Here is an 18022-nt window from a genome sequence, read left to right as displayed (position 1 = left end):
CCCCCTGCTTGCCGAGTTTTGGTTTTAGCGTCATTTTTATGCTCCTTTATCTTGAAATGATATCAATATTGATACTAATATGGGGCACTAAATGAAAGGACTCAGAGAAACCATTGACGATCTGCAACAGCGGCAAGCCAATATCAAATTCAACACATTGGTAAAGATCTGCACTTACTGGTTTGGCCCACCTCGCTTGAACGGTGGTTGCCACAAGGTTTACAAGATGCCTTGGCCGGGGGATCCACGTGTGAACATTCAACGTGCAGATAGCGGCATGGCAAAGGGATATCAAGTCAAGCAGGTGATCAGCGCGCTGGCTAAACTGGAGGAAGAAAATGGAAAAACATGAGCATTACACTTACCGCATAACCTGGTCAGCGGAGGATAGCGAGTATGTCGGCCTCTGTACGGAGTTTCCCTCTCTGTCATGGCTGGCACCTACCCGTACCGCTGCGTTGGACGGTATTGAAAAGCTGGTGAGCGATGTGATTGCCGATATGCTCGCCCAGGGCGAAACGCCGCCAGAGGCAGTGGCCGAGAAAAACTTCAGTGGGAAACTGGTGCTGCGGATGACCCCGGAACAGCATCGCCGTCTGGCGATGAATGCTATGGATGAAGGCGTTAGCCTGAACCGTTATTTGTGCGCCCGATTGGCAGGATAAGGGCAGCATTGCGCTGCCCTCAAGCGTAGCTTAGAACAGGCGTTTTTTCGCCTCGGCGATCGCATAGGCAACCTGCTGTGGAGAAACGCCACCCTTGGCCGCGCGCTTATCCAGGCAAGATTGCAGCGACAGGATCGGATAAACGTCGTCTCCAATCACGCTGTTGAACTTCTGCAAATCGCTCAGCGGCAGGTCTTCCAACGGCTTGCCCTGGCGGATCGCTTCCACTACTGCTTCACCCACAATGTGATGCGCTTCGCGGAACGGCACGCCTTTGGCAACCAGATAGTCGGCCAGTTCGGTGGCGTTGGCATAGCCTTGCTGTGCTGCTTCCTGGCAACGCGGGCGCTTCACCTGAATGCCGTCCAGCACCAATGCCGCCATCTGCAGGCAATCCATCCACGTATCGAGCGCGTCGAACAGCCCTTCTTTGTCTTCCTGCATGTCTTTGTTGTAAGCCAACGGCAGGCCTTTCAACGTCATCATCATGCCGGTCAAGGCCCCTTGCACACGGCCAGACTTGCCACGGATCAGCTCTAACGCGTCCGGATTTTTCTTCTGTGGCATCAGGGATGAGCCTGAGGTCACGCGATCCGAAAGCTCGACAAACGCCGCTTCGCCGCTGTTGAAGAAGATCAGATCTTCGGCAAAGCGCGACAGGTGCACCATGCTGATGGCAGCATTGGACAGCAGCTCCAGCACGTGATCACGATCGGAGACGCTGTCCAGGCTGTTGCGCGTGGCAGAGGCAAAACCCAACCAGCCAGCCAGTTGTTCACGGTCGATCGGATAAGCAGTTCCGGCCAAGGCACCGCTTCCCAGCGGGCTGACGTCCAGACGTTTCAACGTATCCTGCAGGCGGCTTTCATCACGCGCCAGCATCTCAACGTAAGCGAGGCACCAGTGGGCAAAAGTTACCGGCTGGGCACGCTGGAGGTGGGTGTAACCCGGCATCACCGCATCCTGATTGGCTTCGGCGGTTTCTACCAGCGCCTGTTGCAGCTGTACCAATGCCTGATGCAGTTCACTAACCTGATGTTTGCACCACAGTTTCAGATCGGTGGCTACCTGATCGTTACGGCTACGGCCGGTATGCAGCTTTTTACCCAGATCGCCGACTTTATCGATCAGCTTCTGCTCGACCCAGCTGTGAATATCTTCTGCGTCGCTGTTAACGATTGCCAGAGGATCGGCCTGCACTTCTTCCAGCAGCACGTTCAGTGCCTGCTCAAGCTGCTGTTGCTCTGCTGACGTCAGTACGTTGACGGTCACCAGCGCTTTTGACCAGGCGACGGAGCCCACAATATCCTGTTCCGCCAGGCGATAGTCGAAGCGCAGGGAATCATTTAACTGTTTGAACCGCTGATCCGCTGCCTGACTAAACCGTCCGCCCCAAAGTGCCATAATCTTGCTCCTGAATAAGTATGCGAAAGGGCGCAGCATGCTGCGCCCCTCAAATTGACGCTAAACCAACGACGTTACTTTTTCTTCTCGTTCAACGCGCGGATACGGGAAGAGAGCGAGAACAGACGGATAAAGCCACCCGCATGGCTGTGATCGTAAACTTCGTCTTCGCCAAAGGTCGCAAATTCTTCTGAGTACAGGCTGTTGGCCGATTTCTTCTGGATCGCCGTCACCTGGCCTTTATACAGTTGCAATACCACTTCGCCGTTAACTTCTTCCGCCAGCGCTTGTGCGGAAGCCTGAATGGAACGACGCAGCGGAGCAAACCAGCGGCCATCGTAGACCACGTAGGACATTTCCAGGCCCAACTGTTCACGCCATTTAAAGCTATCACGATCCAGTACCAACTGCTCGACCCCACGCAGCGCAGCAACCATAATGGTGCCTCCTGGGGTTTCATAGCAACCACGGGATTTGATGCCTACCAGACGGTTTTCCACGATATCGATACGTCCCACGCCATGTTTGGCACCCAGCACGTTCAGGGTTTCCAGACATTTGTACGGGCTCATGGCTTCACCGTTAACTGCAACCACGCAGCCTTTCTCTACGGTGACGGTCACTTGTTCTGGCTTGTCCGGGGCTTCCAACGGATCGACAGTCCAGACCCAGCAATCTTTGTTTGGCGCATTCCACGGGCTTTCCAGCACGCCGCCTTCGGTAGAGATGTGCCAAGCGTTTTCGTCACGGCTGTAGATCTTCTCCAGCGAAGCGGTGGTTGGGATATTACGCGCTTTCAGGTAATCCAGCAGGGCCTCACGGGAACGCAGGTTCCACTCACGCCAAGGCGCGACCACCTTCAGGTGCGGAGCCAATGCGGTATAGGTGGTTTCGAAACGCACCTGATCGTTGCCTTTACCGGTGGCCCCGTGGCACAGCGCATCGGCACCCACTTTCAGCGCCAGCTCAACCTGAGCCTTGGCAATGATCGGACGTGCCATTGAGGTACCCAGCAGGTAGCTGCCTTCGTACAGTGCACCGGTCTGCAGCACCGGATAAACATAGTCACGGATAAACTCTTCACGCAGATCGACAACATGACACTCAGAGGCACCGGATTGCAGAGCTTTCTGCTCAACGCCTTCCAGATCGCCGCGCTCCTGGCCGATGTCTGCCACGAAGGCTACCACTTCACAGCCACCGTAGTTCTCTTTCAGCCACGGAATGATGGCCGAAGTATCCAGACCGCCGGAGTACGCCAGAACGATTTTCTTGATGCCTTTGTTTTGCATTGTGTTATTCCTTTTTAATTCTAAATTTAAGCGAGGATCCGGGTGCCAATCGACACACCATTAAACAGAGCAGGGAGCTTTTCGGCATTACGCCAGCTGGCGATATCTACCGGGCGGCCAAGGGTACGTGCAGCATCCAGCGCCGCATTGACCTTCACCACCATACCATCGGTAATGATGCCTTGAGCAATCAGTTGCTCGGCTTTTTGTGCGGTCATTTCCGCGATGCGCTGCCCTTTGCCGTCGAGAATACCGCTGACATCCGACAGCAAGATTAAATCCGCCCCCAGCGTGGCGGCCAGGGCCGTCGCAGCCTGATCGGCGTTTACGTTCATCAGTTGGCCTTCGGCAGTGATGCCGATGGAGCTGACCACTGGCAGGTAACCAGCGCCCAACAAGGTATTGAGCAGCGCAGGCGTTCCTGGTACTGCGTGGCCCACGTGGCCCAACGCTGGGTCCAACTGAGTTACCGCAACACTACCACCGTCCGCCAGGCTCAGGCCAACCGCATTAATTTTGTGCTTCACCGCCCAGGCCAGCAGGGTTTTATTGGCCGTTCCTGCCAGTGCGCCGGTGATGATGTCGATTTGATCGGCTGGAGTAACGCGCAGGCCGTTCTTCTTCACTACCGGCAGGGAGAGCTGTTTCATCAATTCATCCACCACGCAGCCGCCGCCGTGAACGATCACCAGCGGGCGCTGATGTTCCTGGCGATAGACATCCAGCGCGGTAAACAAACGCTCCAGCGCTTCTTCACTGTCCAGTAGCACGCCACCTAGTTTGATAATCAATGGATTCATTGCTGTTTACTCACGCTGATTTAAAGTAAGGATTGGGTTTCAGGGAAGCCGAAACGGATATTCAGACACTGCACCGCCTGAGCGGCTGCACCTTTCAACAGGTTGTCTTCTGCGGCTACGGCGATCAGATGCTCGCCCTGCACGGCAAAGCCGATATCGCAGAACGGCAGGCCCACCACGGATTTCAGTGCTGGCACCCCTTGGTCATACAACCGCACCAACGGTTTGTCGTCATACGCCGCATGGTAAGCCGCTGCCACGTCCTGCGCGGTGACGCCCTTGTTCAGGCGGCAGGTGATGGTTTCCAGAATACCCCGAGGGAAGTTACCCAAATGTGGCGTAAAGATAACTGGCACCCCAAGATGGACAGAAATTTCTGGCTGATGACGATGATTGAACAGGCCATAAGGTTGCAGGCTGACTTCACAGAAACTGGTCGTGACGCTGGCTTTACGCCCTGCACCACTCACGCCGCTAACGGCGTTGATGACCGGCCATTGATCCAGGTTCAGTAATTGCTTGTCGAGCAGCGGTTTGAGCGCCAACTGCGCCGCCGTTGGGTAGCAGCCCGGCACGGCAATCAACTGCGCCTGCTTGAGTTTTTCACTCTGCCACTCCGCCAGGCCGTAAACTGCCTGCGCCAGCCAGTCGGCATGCTGGTGTGTAAAACCATAATACTGTTGATAAAAATCAGCATCCTGCACGCGGAATGCGCCGGAGAGATCGAACACCACGCAACCCGCGGCCAGGAATGCTGGCGCGATGTCGTGGCTCACCTCATGGGCGGTCGCGAGGAAAACAACGTCGATGCCTTTGGCCGCTGCGGCAACGTCAACCAGCGGCTGTAATGGCAGATCGACGATGCCTTTTAATTGAGGGTGCAGCTCGGAAAACAATTTTCCTGCATCTGCACTTTGCGCTGAAACCGCTAAAGCGGTTATGTTCATGTGTGGGTGGCGATTCAGGTAAGCCGTGAGCTCTGCTCCGGCATAACCGCTGGCACCAACAATCAGCGTATTCAACATGTGGCCTTTCACCTTCTTGGCTAGCAATCTAAGAGTCACGGCGACCCCGGTAGCAGGGCTTGGTCGCGTTGTTGCGCGGTTCACCCACGTGGTTGAGCGTGATGTTTTTATCAACATCCGGGTTACAGGTTCCCTTACGCTCTAGCTTACTGTATTTTTATTCAAAATAAATGCATGAATATTGATACTATCCTAACCAAAGGCTGTCAACAGTGAAGATGAAATTACCTCCATTTATTGAGCTGTACCGGGCGTTGATCGCCACTCCGTCGATCAGCGCCACCGATGGCGCCCTCGATCAGAGTAATGAAGCATTAATCAACTTGCTGGCTGGCTGGTTCAACGATTTGGGCTTTCGCGTCGACGTGCAGCCCGTGCCGGACACCCGCAACAAATTCAACCTGCTGGCCAGCCTCGGTGAAGGCAGCGGCGGCCTGCTGCTGGCGGGCCATACCGACACGGTGCCTTACGATCAGGGGCGCTGGACACGAGATCCCTTTACCCTGACCGAGCACGACAACAAGCTGTACGGGCTGGGGACCGCCGACATGAAGGGCTTCTTCGCCTTTATTCTGGATGCGGTACGCGATATCGATGCCAGTAAGCTGACCAAGCCGTTGTACATTCTGGCTACCGCCGATGAAGAAACGACGATGGCTGGCGCACGTTACTTTGCTGCCTCCTGCAAAATCCGCCCGGACTTTGCCATCATCGGCGAGCCAACCTCGCTGCAACCGGTGCGCGCGCATAAAGGCCATATCTCCAGTGCGATCCGCATCGTTGGTCAGTCGGGCCATTCGAGCGATCCGGCGCGCGGTGTCAATGCTATCGATCTGATGCATGAGTCGATTGGGCATCTGATGGAATTGCGCAAAACCCTACAGGAGCGCTACAACAACCCGGCGTTTGCGGTGCCTTACCCAACCATGAACTTTGGCCATATCAGCGGTGGCGATGCGGCCAACCGTATCTGTGCCTGCTGTGAACTGCATATGGATATCCGCCCGCTGCCGGGGATGACGCTGGATAACATCAACGAACTCCTGCACGAAGCGTTGGCACCGGTAAGCCAACGTTGGCCTGGCCGCTTGACGATCGATGAGCTACATCCGCCGATCCCTGGTTACGAATGCCCAACCGACCATCACATGGTGGCAGTGATTGAAAAACTGCTGGGTTCACGCACCGAAGTGGTCAACTACTGCACCGAAGCGCCGTTCGTCCAGGAAGTGTGCCCAACGCTGGTGCTCGGCCCAGGTTCGATCAACCAGGCGCATCAGCCGGATGAGTATCTGGATACCGCATTTATTGAGCCAACGCGTAAGCTGCTGGGTCAGTTGGTCGACCATTTCTGCCGGCAATAAACCTTAATAACAACAGGGGAATGGGTTACCATCCCCTACCTCTTAAGACGTAGTAATTTAAGCCGATAAGCCAGACTGATAACCGGCCGCGCGTAATTAAATTTCAGAAAATACGCCGAATTTGATGTTTTTTTGCTAAAAATAGTGTCAATTGATGATTGGACAGGCACGTGACCAGATAAAACCGGCAGGCTGCGACGGCACGTGAAATTTACTTACAAGATGAAAAATCACGTACTCATCGTGTTCAGGTCGTGGCGAAAAACACCGCGATCGGAGGATGATAAGTATGCAAAGAACTGGGTCAGGGATTATATGAACGAACAATATTCGGCAATGCGAAGTAATGTCAGTATGCTCGGCAAACTGCTAGGCGATACCATTAAAGAAGCGCTGGGCGAGCATATTCTCGATCGCGTTGAAACTATCCGTAAGCTTTCCAAATCTTCACGTGCCGGTAACGAGGCGCATCGTCAGGAGCTGCTCTCCACGCTGCAGAACCTGTCCAACGATGAGCTGCTGCCCGTTGCCCGCGCCTTCAGCCAATTCCTTAATCTGACCAACGTTGCCGAGCAATACCACAGCATCTCGCCACACGGCGAAGCGGCCAGCAACCCGGAAGCCTTGGCGCAGTTGTTTACCAAGCTGAAAGACAACAAGCTGGATAACAAACAGCTGCAAAAGGCGGTGGACGATCTTTCCATCGAGCTGGTCCTGACCGCTCACCCAACGGAAATCACCCGCCGCACCCTGATCCACAAGCTGGTTGAGGTGAACACCTGCCTGAGCCAGCTGGACCATAACGACCTGGCCGACTACGAGCGCAATAAAATCATGCGCCGTCTGCGCCAGCTGGTCGCGCAATCCTGGCATACCGACGAGATCCGCAAGAATCGCCCATCCCCGGTTGATGAAGCCAAATGGGGCTTTGCCGTGGTGGAAAACAGCCTGTGGGAAGGTGTACCGGCCTTCCTGCGCGAGTTCAACGAACAGTTGGAAAACTCCATCGATTACCGCCTACCGGTAGAAGCCGTGCCTATCCGCTTTACCTCCTGGATGGGTGGCGACCGCGACGGCAACCCGAACGTAACCGCCGAAATTACCCGTCACGTGCTGTTGCTGAGCCGCTGGAAGGCCTGCGATCTGTTCACCCGTGATATTCAGGTGCTGGTCTCCGAACTGTCGATGACCGAATGTACTCCTGAGCTGCGCGAACTTGCCGGCGGTGACGAAGTACAAGAACCTTATCGCGAATTGATGAAGCAACTGCGCAGCCAGCTGATGAGCTCCCAGGCCTACCTTGAAGGCCGCCTGAAGGGTGAGCGCGTGCTGCGTCCGCACGACCTGCTGGAAAATAACGAGCAGTTGTGGGAACCGCTGTACGCCTGCTACCAATCTTTGGTGGCCTGTGGCATGAGCATTATCGCCAACGGCCAACTGCTGGACACGCTGCGCCGCGTACGCTGCTTTGGCGTGCCGCTGGTGCGTATCGACGTGCGCCAGGAAAGCACCCGCCATACCGAAGCCATTGCCGAACTGACCCGCTATCTGGGCCTGGGGGATTATGAGAGCTGGTCAGAAGCCGACAAACAGGCATTCCTGATCCGTGAGCTGAACTCCAAGCGTCCGCTGGTGCCCCTGAAGTGGGAGCCGAGTGCAGACACTCAGGAAGTGCTGGAAACCTGCAAGGTGGTCGCCGAAGCGCCACAAGGTTCGATCGCCGCCTACGTCATTTCCATGGCTCGTACCCCGTCCGACGTCTTGGCCGTGCACCTGTTGTTGAAGGAGACTGGTTGCCCATTCGCGCTACCTGTGGCCCCACTGTTCGAAACCCTCGACGATCTGAACAACGCCGAAGACGTGATGACCCAGTTGCTGAACATCGACTGGTACCGCGGCTTTATTCAGGGCAAACAGATGGTCATGATCGGCTATTCCGACTCGGCAAAAGATGCTGGCGTGATGGCGGCCTCCTGGGCGCAATACCGCGCACAGGACGCACTGATCAAAACCTGTGAGAAGGCCGGAGTAGCGCTGACGCTGTTCCATGGCCGTGGTGGTTCAATTGGCCGTGGTGGCGCACCTGCGCACGCCGCTCTGCTGTCCCAACCACCAGGCAGCCTGAAAGGTGGCCTGCGCGTGACCGAACAGGGCGAGATGATCCGCTTTAAATTCGGCCTGCCAGAAGTCACCATCAGCAGCCTGGCGCTGTACGCCGGTGCGGTGTTGGAAGCCAACCTGCTGCCACCGCCGGAGCCTAAGCCAGAATGGCGCACGCTGATGGATGAACTGTCCGAAACCTCGTGCAACATGTATCGCGGTTACGTGCGTGAAAACCCTGAATTTGTACCTTACTTCCGCGCCGCTACGCCAGAACAGGAACTGGGGAAACTGCCATTGGGTTCACGCCCGGCCAAACGCCGCCCGAACGGCGGTGTTGAAAGCCTGCGTGCCATTCCGTGGATCTTCGCCTGGACGCAGAACCGCCTGATGCTGCCAGCCTGGCTGGGTGCCGGTGCTGGCCTGCAGGAAGCGGTGAAAGCTGGCAAGCAGGACCAATTGGAAGCCATGTGCCACAACTGGCCGTTCTTCTCTACCCGTATCGCGATGCTGGAGATGGTATACGCGAAAGCCGACCTGTGGCTGGCGGAATACTACGATCAGCGTCTGGTAGACAAGTCCCTGTGGCCGCTCGGCCAACAGTTGCGTGATCAATTGGCCAGCGATATCAAGGCGGTGCTGACCATTGCCAACGACGACCATCTGATGGAAGACCTGCCGTGGATCGCCGAATCTATCGCGTTGCGCAACGTCTACACTGACCCGCTAAACGTGTTGCAGGCCGAACTGCTGCACCGTTCACGTCAGCAGGAACACCCGGATGCCCGCGTTGAGCAGGCGCTGATGGTCACTATTGCTGGCGTGGCGGCCGGGATGCGCAACACCGGCTAATATCGCCTCATCTTTTGCAGCAAGCACCGATGCGATCGGCATCGGTGCTTATTCTCCCCCGGTTATCCCCCGTTCCTAATCTGCGGATTTTGTCCCTGCGGTCACCCATTGCGGGTTATCAATACTATTATTGCTGGCTCTCATTCTGAGTCCATGCTCCGTTTGGCCACACCTTTTTGTGTTGATTACGCAAAGAATTCCGTCAGGATTACCGGTACTATTCGTTACTGGTGATAGACAAAGACCTTACCTTATTGAAAATATCTTCACAGAAAGATATTTATCATGAAGATTGATGATGGCAGGGAAAGTAAATGGATGTAGCACTATTAATCAGCTTGGCAGTACTCGTCGTGGCCGGTTACGCCATTGCCAAGAACTACGACACCAAGCTGGTGTTGTTTAGCTCAGGGATCGTACTCATGTTGGCGGCTGCCACCTTGGGCTTGCCGATTTTGAGCGCCGGAACGGGGACGGGAACCGTCTGGTTGGATCCGTTAAAACAAATCGAGCTGGATTTCATCAAGCAGTTTAGCCGGGCGGGCATCATCATCATGGTGCTGTTCGGCTTTTCCGCTTATATGTCGCACATTGGCGCAAACGATGTCGCGGTTAAAATCATGTCAAAACCCATCGCGAAGATCCGCTCCCCCTATATTCTGGTGCCGATCGTATTCTGGATAGGGTCACTGTTGTCGTTGATTATTCCCAGCGCCGCCTCCCTCGCCGTGATTTTAATGGCCACGCTTTACCCCATTCTGCGCGTGGCAAACATGTCCTCACTCAGCGCCGCCGGGGTCATTGCCACCACCGCCACTATCGTGCCCACACCGCTGGGTGGCGATAATGTGGTGGCAGCCAAAATCCTGGGTTTCGAGCACGTGGTGGACTACGTCACCCTGCACCATGCCGTTATCTCACTGCCGGTGCTGGCCATTATCGGCATCGCGCACTATTTCTGGCAAAAGTACATGGATAAGCGCCAGGGCGCCGCCGCGTTTACCGACGTCGACGAGAGTAAATTGGCCACCAACAGCCAGCTTCCTCCGGCTTACTACGCCCTGTTCCCACTAATCCCGTTACTCCTGATCGTGGTATTTGGCCTGTTCTTCCGCCAGATCAAAATCGGCCTGGTGGAAATTACCCTGTTCTCGTTTGCCCTGGCCTTTATTGTGGAACTGATCCGCAAGGGCGACCTGCGCGAGCAAATGAAAAACTCGTCGCTGTTCTTTACCGGCATGGGGCAAGGCTTCTCACAGGTAGTGGTGTTGATCGTGGCTGCCAGCACCCTGGTAGCCGGGTTGACCGCCATCGGGGCCATCGGCACCGTGGCCTCGCTGGTTAAAGAGGTCAATAACGCCGGGATCGGCCTGATGTTTATCTTCTCCGGCCTGACCGCGCTGATCACGCTGATCAGCGGTAGCGGTAATGCGGTGTTCTACTCCTTTATCGAGCTTATTCCTTCGATAGCCACGCAGGCTCACGTCGATCCGGTGATGATTGCCCTGCCGATGCAACTGACCTCAAACCTTATCCGTGCGATGTCGCCAGTCTCTGCGGTGGTGATCATCGTGGCATCAGTAGTCAAAGTCAGCCCGATTGAGGTGGTCAAAAGAACCTCGGTGCCGTTGCTGGCCGGGTTTATCGCCACCCTGATTTTCACGCTGATCCGCTATTCGTTCTGAGGAGATGCCAATGAGCACTATCGCCAGCTATTTTGACCTTCAGCGCTAACGCCTGATCCATCCTGTATGGGAGATATTATGTCCTCTAGCTCTGCACCTATTGCCATGATCCTGGATACCGATCCCGGTATTGATGACGCCGTCGCGCTGGTTGCCGCGCTGTTTCATCCAAAAATCGACCTGCGCCTGGTGAGTACGGTGGCAGGCAACGTCAGCGTGGATAAAACCACCAACAATGCGCTACGCCTGCTGCATTTCCTGGGTGCATCCACGCCCGTAGCTCGCGGGGCAGCGGCTCCGCTGGTGCGTAAACTGGAGGATGCCAGCCATATTCACGGCAACTCCGGCCTGGATGGGTACGAGTTTGAAGAATCGACACGGCAGATCGTTGGCGGTCATGCCGTTGAAGTGATGCGCGACCTGCTTCTGGCCAGCAAGGAGCCGATAGTCTTGGTGCCGATTGGCCCGTTAACCAACATTGCCCTGTTGCTCACGCTCTACCCGGAATGTAAGCCATCTATCGCGCGGATCGTCATGATGGGAGGCTCCGCCAGCCGTGGCAACCATACGCCAAACGCGGAGTTTAATATCTACGTGGATCCCGAGGCCGCCAGCATGGTGTTTGCCAGCGGTATCCCGATTGTCATGTGCGGGCTGGACGTCACCAACCGGGCTACGCTCACCGCCGAGATGATCGCCAGCTTACCCACGCTGAACCGCACCGGGGCCATGCTGCATAGCCTGTTCCAACACTATCGGGGTGGGAGCATGAGCCGTGGGCTGAAAATGCATGACCTATGCGCTCTGGCCTATCTGGCAAAATCCGAGCTGTTTACCACTCAAGCCTGCCATGTAGCGGTAGAGACGCAAGGTGAGCTGACCAGAGGAACGACCTGCGTCGATCTGGCCAACCGTCTGAAACTGCCAGCCAATGCCGAGGTCTGTCTGGAAATCGATGTTGAAGGATTCCGGCAGTGGTTCCTGGAGATGCTCACGCACCCGGCCGTTCCTTGATGATGGCGCGGTTGCCGCAACGGCAACCGCTATCTATCAGCCAACGACTGCACCAGGACGCACGCCCAGGGTATGGCAGATGGCGTAGCTCATTTCCGCACGGTTGAGCGTATAGAAGTGGAAATCTTTGACCCCTTCGCGGCTCAGGATCTTCACCATATCCATAGCGATATTGGCGCCGACCATCTTGCGGGTTTCCGCATCGTCATCCAGCCCGGCAAACATGCTGGTCATCCAGCTTGGCACCCGCACGTTGGTCATGGTGGCAAAGCGCTGGAGCTGTTTGAAGTTGGACACGGGCAGAATGCCCGGCACGATTTCTACGTCGATGCCAGCGGTCACACAGCGGTCACGAAAACGCAGATAGCTTTCTACGTCGAAGAAGAACTGGGTGATGGCACGGTTGGCACCGGCATCGATTTTACGTTTCAGGTTGATCAGGTCTGACTGGGCGCTTTTCGCTTCCGGATGCACTTCCGGGTAGGCCGCGACAGAAATATCAAAGTCGCCGACGTCTTTGAGCAGCGTGACCAGATCGGCCGCATACATTTCCGGCTTGCCACCGCCTGGCGGTAAATCACCGCGCAGCGCGACAATATGGCGGATACCGCTGTTCCAGTAATCGGTAGCGATCTCACGCAGCTGCGCCGGGCTGGCATCAATACAGGTCAGGTGAGGGGCAGCTTCCAGACCAGTACGCTCTTTGATCCCCTTGATGATGCTGTGGGTACGGTCGCGCTCACCCGAGTTGGCACCGTAGGTCACAGAAACAAACTTGGGTTTGAGGCTGCTCAGGCGATCGATCGACTGCCACAAGGTATCTTCCATCTCGCTGGTGCGCGGCGGGAAGAACTCGAACGACACGTTAATCTGGCCGTTTAACTCTGCCAGACTCTGATTCAGCGCTTCCCGCTGGTTTGCGTGATAAAAACTCATACCCTGTCCGCCTCTTATCGATCACTGTTTTGCTTCGTTATAATAAGCGTCTATACGTTTAGACGTCTAGATAGAAAATGCCGGATGTTGCCTGAAGAGTCAACAGGAAAGTGAGGGAGATACGATGATTAATCCTCACGCAAGATGAGAGAATTTCATGTTGAAGGATTGAACGGGGGCAGCGCAGCGCCACCCCCGAGGTTAAAGCGAGGATTTAAAGCAGTTGTGCCAAGCGATTAAGGTCGGACTGGATGGCTCCAGCAGTCACGTCGCGACCAGCTCCTGGCCCACGGATCACCAGCGGGTTGTCGCGATACCAGCGGCTCTCGATGGCAAACACGTTGTCACAAGGCAGCAGCGAAGCCAGCGGATGTTCTGGCCGCACGGCCTCAACGCCAACGCGCGCTTTGCCATTGGCATCGAAACGCGCCACGTGGCGCAACACCAGGCCCATTTCGTTGGCCGCTTCGAAACGCTGTAGCATTTGCTGATTCAGCGCATCGCCGTTCTCGAAGAACTGATCGATGGAGCCTTGCTCCGCGCCTGCAGGCACCAGCGACTCCACCCGCACCTGGTTAGGTTCAATGTCATAACCCGCCTCACGCGCCAGGATCACCAGCTTACGCATCACGTCTTGTCCAGACAGGTCAACACGCGGATCCGGCTCCGTCAGCCCCTGCTGCCAGGCTTGATCCACCAGCTCGGTGAACGGCACCGTGCCGTCAAACTGCAGGAACAGCCAGGAAAGCGTGCCGGAGAAGATGCCGCTGATCGCCAGGATGCTGTCCCCGCTGTCGCGCAGATCGCGCACAGTATGGTTCACCGGTAGCCCGGCCCCCACGGTGGCGTTATACAGCCAGTGGCGGCCCGTTTTGGCAAACGCATCGCGGATCTGGCGGTAATTGGCGCTGCACGAGGCCCCCGCCAGCTTGTTGGCGCTGATCACATGGAAGCCATAGCTGGCAAAGTCCAGATATTGCTCCGCCAACTCCCCGCTGGCGGTGACGTCGAGCACCACCAGATCGTCGAACGGGTGCGCCCGCATCCACAGGAACAGCGACTCTTCGTCCAGTTCCTGGGCTTCATCCTCAAAGAACGCCAACGCGCGGCTGGCATCCAACCCTTCATAATTGAGCAGGCTGCGACGGCTATCCACCACCCCTGCCAGGCTAAACTCAAAGCCGCTGCGCGCAGAGATATTCTTCTGTTCGCGAGCAAACAGTTCCAGCCAGCGAGAACCAATATTGCCTTTGCCAAACAGCACCAGGCCAATACGCTTTTCCGCGCGGAACAACGTTTGGTGCAGGCCCTGGATCAGCAGACCGGTCGGCCCCTGACGCAGCACTGCCACCAGGCTGATGCCATCCTCGGCCTGCCAGATGAACTCCACCGGCTGGTCCTTTAACTGCTGATAGAAACGATGGCTATGCAGTGGATTCTTGCACACGCCCGCGCCCACCAACGCTACCAGCGCCAACCCTTCACGCAGTTGCAGTTCACCCGGTAATCCGGCCTCCTGCAAAATGCGCAACACGCTGCCCACCACTTCCGAGGTGTAGCACAGTTGGAGCAGGTTACGGTCAGGATGAACCCCTACGGCCAAGGGTTTGATCTGCGCGCGCTTGAGCACCAGATCCAACTCTTTCTGCGCCAGCTTGAAGTCATGCTGCGGCGCAACGCTGAGTTCGATCAGGCAGACATCATCGTGGCTGGTGACAATTTTGGCACCGGTGCCGGAAGCCAGCACGCGCTCGATACGGGTCGACCCCTGCTCAGGCTGATAGCTGCAACGCAGTTGCAGATCGATATCGCTGCCAGACACCGGCTGCAAGGTACGAGTATGCAGCACCGGAGCCGCCAGACGGGCCAGTTCGCTGGCCTCATCCAGACGCAACAGCGGCAATAGACAGGCATCTTTCACTTTGCGCGGATCGGCGCTGTAAACCCCGGCCACGTCGCTCCAGATGGTGACTCGCTCCACACCGGCCAATGCGCCAACCTGCGTGGCCGAATAGTCACTGCCGTTGCGCCCCAACAGCACGGTTTCACCGCTGTCATTACGCGAAATAAAGCCGGTCACTACCAGACGTTTGCCCGGATGTTGTGCCAGCAGCTGCTGCAATAACGGATAGGAACGGCCTTCGTCAACCTGCGGTTGCGCCGCACGTTCGGCACGCAGGAAATCACGCGCGTCCAGCCATGCCGCCTGCATGTCCTGCTTGTTCAGCACCGCAGCCATCAGGCGGGCTGACCAGATCTCACCGTGCCCCACCACTTCGGCATACACCGCATCATCAACCTTGCCGTCCAGCAGGATCGCCAGGCGTTCAAGATCGTGGATAAATTCGGTAATCAGCGGTTCCGCCGTTTCTACAGGCAACAACCCGCCGATCAGCTCACTGTGATAACGGCGCAGCGTTTGCTGCACCTGATGCGCGGAAAGACGATCGCTCTGGCTGAGCTTCAGCCAGCTGATCAGTTGGTTGGTGGTGCTACCCGCCGCCGACACCACCATCATGTCACCCGGCTGGCTGTATTCGGCCATGATCCCGGCCACCCGCAGATAACACTTCACATCTGCCAGGCTGCTGCCGCCAAATTTGTGCAGTTGACGCCCGCTAACCGGCCCTGCTACCGCAATTGCATTCATGACTTACCTCGTAGCCGCCGCCTGGAAGGCTTGTTCCAGATCGGCAATCAAATCTTCGCTGTCTTCAATCCCCACGGAAACACGCAGCAGGCTTTCGGAAATCCCCGCTGCGGCACGCGCTTCTGGCGCCATACCGGCGTGAGTCATGGTTGCCGCATGTGAGATCAGGCTTTCTACGCCACCCAGGGATTCCGCCAGCGTAAACAGCTCCAGAGCAGACAGGAAGCGGCGCAGCAGCGCTTCATCACCATCCAGTTCAAAGCTGAGCATGGCACCGAACCCACGTTGCTGACGGCACGCAATCTCATGGCCAGGGTTTTCTGGCAAGGAAGGATGATACAGCTTTTTGACCAAGGGTTGCTGCTGTAAATAGCCGACAATCGCCTCGGCATTATGTTGTGCAGCCTTGATACGCGGCGACAGGGTACGCATCCCCCGCAATAACAAATAGCTATCGAATGCCGCGCCGGTAACGCCAATATTGTTGGCCCACCAGGCCAGCTCGACCGCCAGATCTTTATCTTTAGCGATCACCGCGCCCGCGACCACGTCGGAGTGGCCGTTGAGGTATTTGGTACAAGAGTGGACGACCAGATCGGCACCCAGTTCGATCGGCTGTTGCAGCGCCGGGCTGAGGAAGGTGTTGTCCACCACGGTCAGCGCACCAGCTTCGTGGGCCGCTTTACAGATGGCGGCAATATCCACCACGCGTAATAACGGGTTGCTTGGGCTTTCGATCAGCACCAACTTCGGCTTTTGAGCCAACGCATCGCGCAATGCGGCTTCATTCCCCTGATCGACAAACAGCACCCGATACGCCCCGCGTTTGCTCAGGCTATCGAACAGGCGGTAGCTGCCACCGTAGCAATCATGAGGGGCCACCAGCAAATCGCCCGGTTTGAGAAATACCGTGGTCACCAGATGGATCGCCGACATCCCGCTCCCGGTCATCACCGCACCCGCACCTCCTTCCAACTCTGCCAGCGCACGCTGCACGACATCACGCGTAGGGTTACCACGACGTGAGTAATCATGAGCTCGGGGCTGGTTGAAATCGGTGAAGTTATAGGTGCTGGAAAGATGGATCGGCGGGACGACACAGCCGTACTGTTCGTCATCATTCAGACCGCTACGTACGGCAATCGTGGCTGGTTTACGCGTCATAGGGTGGCTCGGCTCTCGGAAAGTGGGGGAATAAGGTCTAAAGATTAACCGCAGCGGATATAGACGTCAATACATCTGGACATCTAAACTTCTTTGCGTATAGATTGAGCAAAGGGACAATACCCGCTAAAATTATGGCGGTTTGTCATGACGATAAGATGTTAGCCCAATAATGCATAGGCATAGCCTATTAAATCATCAGATTCAGTGACCCTTATCGCGTAAAGTAGACATTTATTTAGTGAGCACAGTGAAGATCGGGCATAATTGGCCGGTTTTTAGAATTTTGTATTTTTCAGACAAATTTAAGGTGTCCCATGGCTGAGTGGAACGGCGAGTATGTCAGCCCTTACGCTGAACACGGTAAAAAGAGCGAGCAAGTCAAAAAAATCACGGTATCTATTCCGCTGAAGGTGCTGAAAATCCTGACGGATGAACGGACTCGTCGCCAGGTCAACAACCTGCGCCACGCCACCAACAGCGAACTGCTGTGTGAAGCATTCCTGCACGCCTTTACCGGCCAGCCGCTGCCGAACGATGAAGACCTGCGCAAAGAACGCAGCGATGAAATCCCGGAAGCCGCGAAAGTACTGATGCGAGAATTGGGTGTCGACCCTGATACCTGGGAATATTGATCCTGCCTGTACCGAAGGCAAAAACGAAAAAAGGCGCCCAAAGGCGCCTTTTTCATCTGACGATAAGAAAACTTATTTCTTAACGCCTGGTACGCTGAAACGCTTGTTGAAGCGGTCAACGCGGCCACCGGTAGCAACATCACGCTGCTTGCCAGTGTAGAACGGGTGGCATTCGCCACAAACGTCCAGGTTCAGATCGTGACCCACGGTAGAGCGGATTTTGATCACGTTACCGCAAGAGCAGTTTGCAGTAACTTCTTCGTATTTAGGGTGAATACCTTTTTTCATGGGAGAACCTCAGTTAAGGCCGTGTCGCTATCCAGCCCTGTTCCGCCAGACACCACACGTGGTTGATAATAGGTTTTGATATGGGATTATACCAAAGGCGGCAAATTATACAGAATAAAATGTAGCGCGCAATCGGATCCGTACATTT

At 56.0% G+C, this 18022-nt stretch carries 15 protein-coding genes; 7 read left to right on the top strand and 8 right to left on the bottom strand.

Going from position 1 to position 18022, the window contains the following annotated elements:
* Positions 1–91: 91 nt before the first annotated feature.
* Both A6U95_RS05800 and A6U95_RS05795 read left to right on the top strand, forming a co-directional pair.
* Positions 92–352 carry a toxin HicA gene (locus tag A6U95_RS05800; RefSeq protein ID WP_065683807.1) on the top strand — a complete coding sequence of 87 codons (261 nt, stop codon included), beginning with the start codon at positions 92–94 and terminating at the stop codon, positions 350–352.
* Positions 339–665: a toxin-antitoxin system HicB family antitoxin gene (locus tag A6U95_RS05795; protein ID WP_065683806.1), complete on the top strand. Its 327-nt coding sequence runs from the start codon at positions 339–341 to the stop codon at positions 663–665. Before A6U95_RS05800 ends, A6U95_RS05795 begins: the two co-directional genes overlap by 14 nt.
* A gap of 30 nt (positions 666–695) precedes the next feature.
* Here the strand turns inward: A6U95_RS05795 and argH are convergent, their stop codons facing one another.
* The 4 genes from argH to argC form a co-directional block, all read right to left on the bottom strand.
* Positions 696–2069 carry an argininosuccinate lyase gene (argH, locus tag A6U95_RS05790; RefSeq protein WP_024527920.1) on the bottom strand — a complete coding sequence of 458 codons (1374 nt, stop codon included), beginning with the start codon at positions 2067–2069 and terminating at the stop codon, positions 696–698.
* A 74-nt stretch (positions 2070–2143) separates the two neighbouring features.
* Positions 2144–3361 (bottom strand): argininosuccinate synthase, encoded by a 1218-nt coding sequence (locus A6U95_RS05785; RefSeq protein ID WP_024527919.1) that lies wholly within the window; start codon positions 3359–3361, stop codon positions 2144–2146.
* Positions 3362–3387: 26 nt separating this feature from the next.
* Positions 3388–4161 carry an acetylglutamate kinase gene (argB, locus tag A6U95_RS05780; protein ID WP_021181908.1) on the bottom strand — a complete coding sequence of 258 codons (774 nt, stop codon included), beginning with the start codon at positions 4159–4161 and terminating at the stop codon, positions 3388–3390.
* Positions 4162–4181: 20 nt separating this feature from the next.
* Positions 4182–5186, bottom strand: coding sequence for an N-acetyl-gamma-glutamyl-phosphate reductase (gene argC / locus A6U95_RS05775; protein ID WP_065683805.1), 1005 nt, complete (start codon positions 5184–5186; stop codon positions 4182–4184).
* A 218-nt stretch (positions 5187–5404) separates the two neighbouring features.
* Between argC and argE the strand changes: the two genes are divergently transcribed.
* The 4 genes from argE to rihC all read left to right on the top strand — a co-directional run bounded on the left by argE (position 5405) and on the right by rihC (position 12201).
* On the top strand, positions 5405–6550 hold the full coding sequence (gene argE, locus A6U95_RS05770; protein WP_065683804.1) for an acetylornithine deacetylase: 1146 nt from the start codon (positions 5405–5407) through the stop codon (positions 6548–6550).
* Between the two features lie 315 nt (positions 6551–6865).
* The gene (gene ppc, locus A6U95_RS05765; RefSeq protein ID WP_024482863.1) at positions 6866–9502 is read left to right on the top strand and encodes a phosphoenolpyruvate carboxylase; all 2637 of its coding nucleotides are present in this window, start codon (positions 6866–6868) and stop codon (positions 9500–9502) included.
* Between the two features lie 314 nt (positions 9503–9816).
* Complete coding sequence (gene dcuC, locus A6U95_RS05760) at positions 9817–11187, top strand: C4-dicarboxylate transporter DcuC (RefSeq protein ID WP_065683803.1); 1371 nt, start codon at positions 9817–9819, stop codon at positions 11185–11187.
* A gap of 78 nt (positions 11188–11265) precedes the next feature.
* Complete coding sequence (gene rihC / locus A6U95_RS05755; protein ID WP_065683802.1) at positions 11266–12201, top strand: ribonucleoside hydrolase RihC; 936 nt, start codon at positions 11266–11268, stop codon at positions 12199–12201.
* Positions 12202–12237: 36 nt separating this feature from the next.
* Here the strand turns inward: rihC and metF are convergent, their stop codons facing one another.
* The 3 genes from metF to metB form a co-directional block, all read right to left on the bottom strand.
* Entirely contained in the window at positions 12238–13137 is a 900-nt protein-coding gene (metF, locus tag A6U95_RS05750; RefSeq protein WP_024527913.1) for a methylenetetrahydrofolate reductase, read from the bottom strand.
* Positions 13138–13351: 214 nt separating this feature from the next.
* Positions 13352–15787: a bifunctional aspartate kinase/homoserine dehydrogenase II gene (locus A6U95_RS05745; RefSeq protein WP_065683801.1), complete on the bottom strand. Its 2436-nt coding sequence runs from the start codon at positions 15785–15787 to the stop codon at positions 13352–13354.
* A 3-nt stretch (positions 15788–15790) separates the two neighbouring features.
* The gene (gene metB / locus A6U95_RS05740) at positions 15791–16951 is read right to left on the bottom strand and encodes a cystathionine gamma-synthase (protein WP_021181896.1); all 1161 of its coding nucleotides are present in this window, start codon (positions 16949–16951) and stop codon (positions 15791–15793) included.
* A gap of 317 nt (positions 16952–17268) precedes the next feature.
* Between metB and metJ the strand changes: the two genes are divergently transcribed.
* Positions 17269–17586, top strand: a complete 318-nt coding sequence (gene metJ / locus A6U95_RS05735; protein WP_006317756.1) for a met regulon transcriptional regulator MetJ — start codon at positions 17269–17271, stop codon at positions 17584–17586.
* 72 nt (positions 17587–17658) lie between these two features.
* Here the strand turns inward: metJ and rpmE are convergent, their stop codons facing one another.
* On the bottom strand, positions 17659–17874 hold the full coding sequence (rpmE, locus tag A6U95_RS05730) for a 50S ribosomal protein L31 (protein WP_021181895.1): 216 nt from the start codon (positions 17872–17874) through the stop codon (positions 17659–17661).
* Positions 17875–18022 lie beyond the last annotated feature (148 nt).

The sequence above is a fragment of the Serratia sp. 14-2641 genome (assembly GCF_001692375.1).
In the GTDB taxonomy this organism is placed as follows: Bacteria; Pseudomonadota; Gammaproteobacteria; order Enterobacterales; family Enterobacteriaceae; genus Chania; species Chania fonticola_C.
Note: the sequence above shows the minus strand (reverse complement) of the source record. Positions and strands in the feature narration are given on the sequence as shown.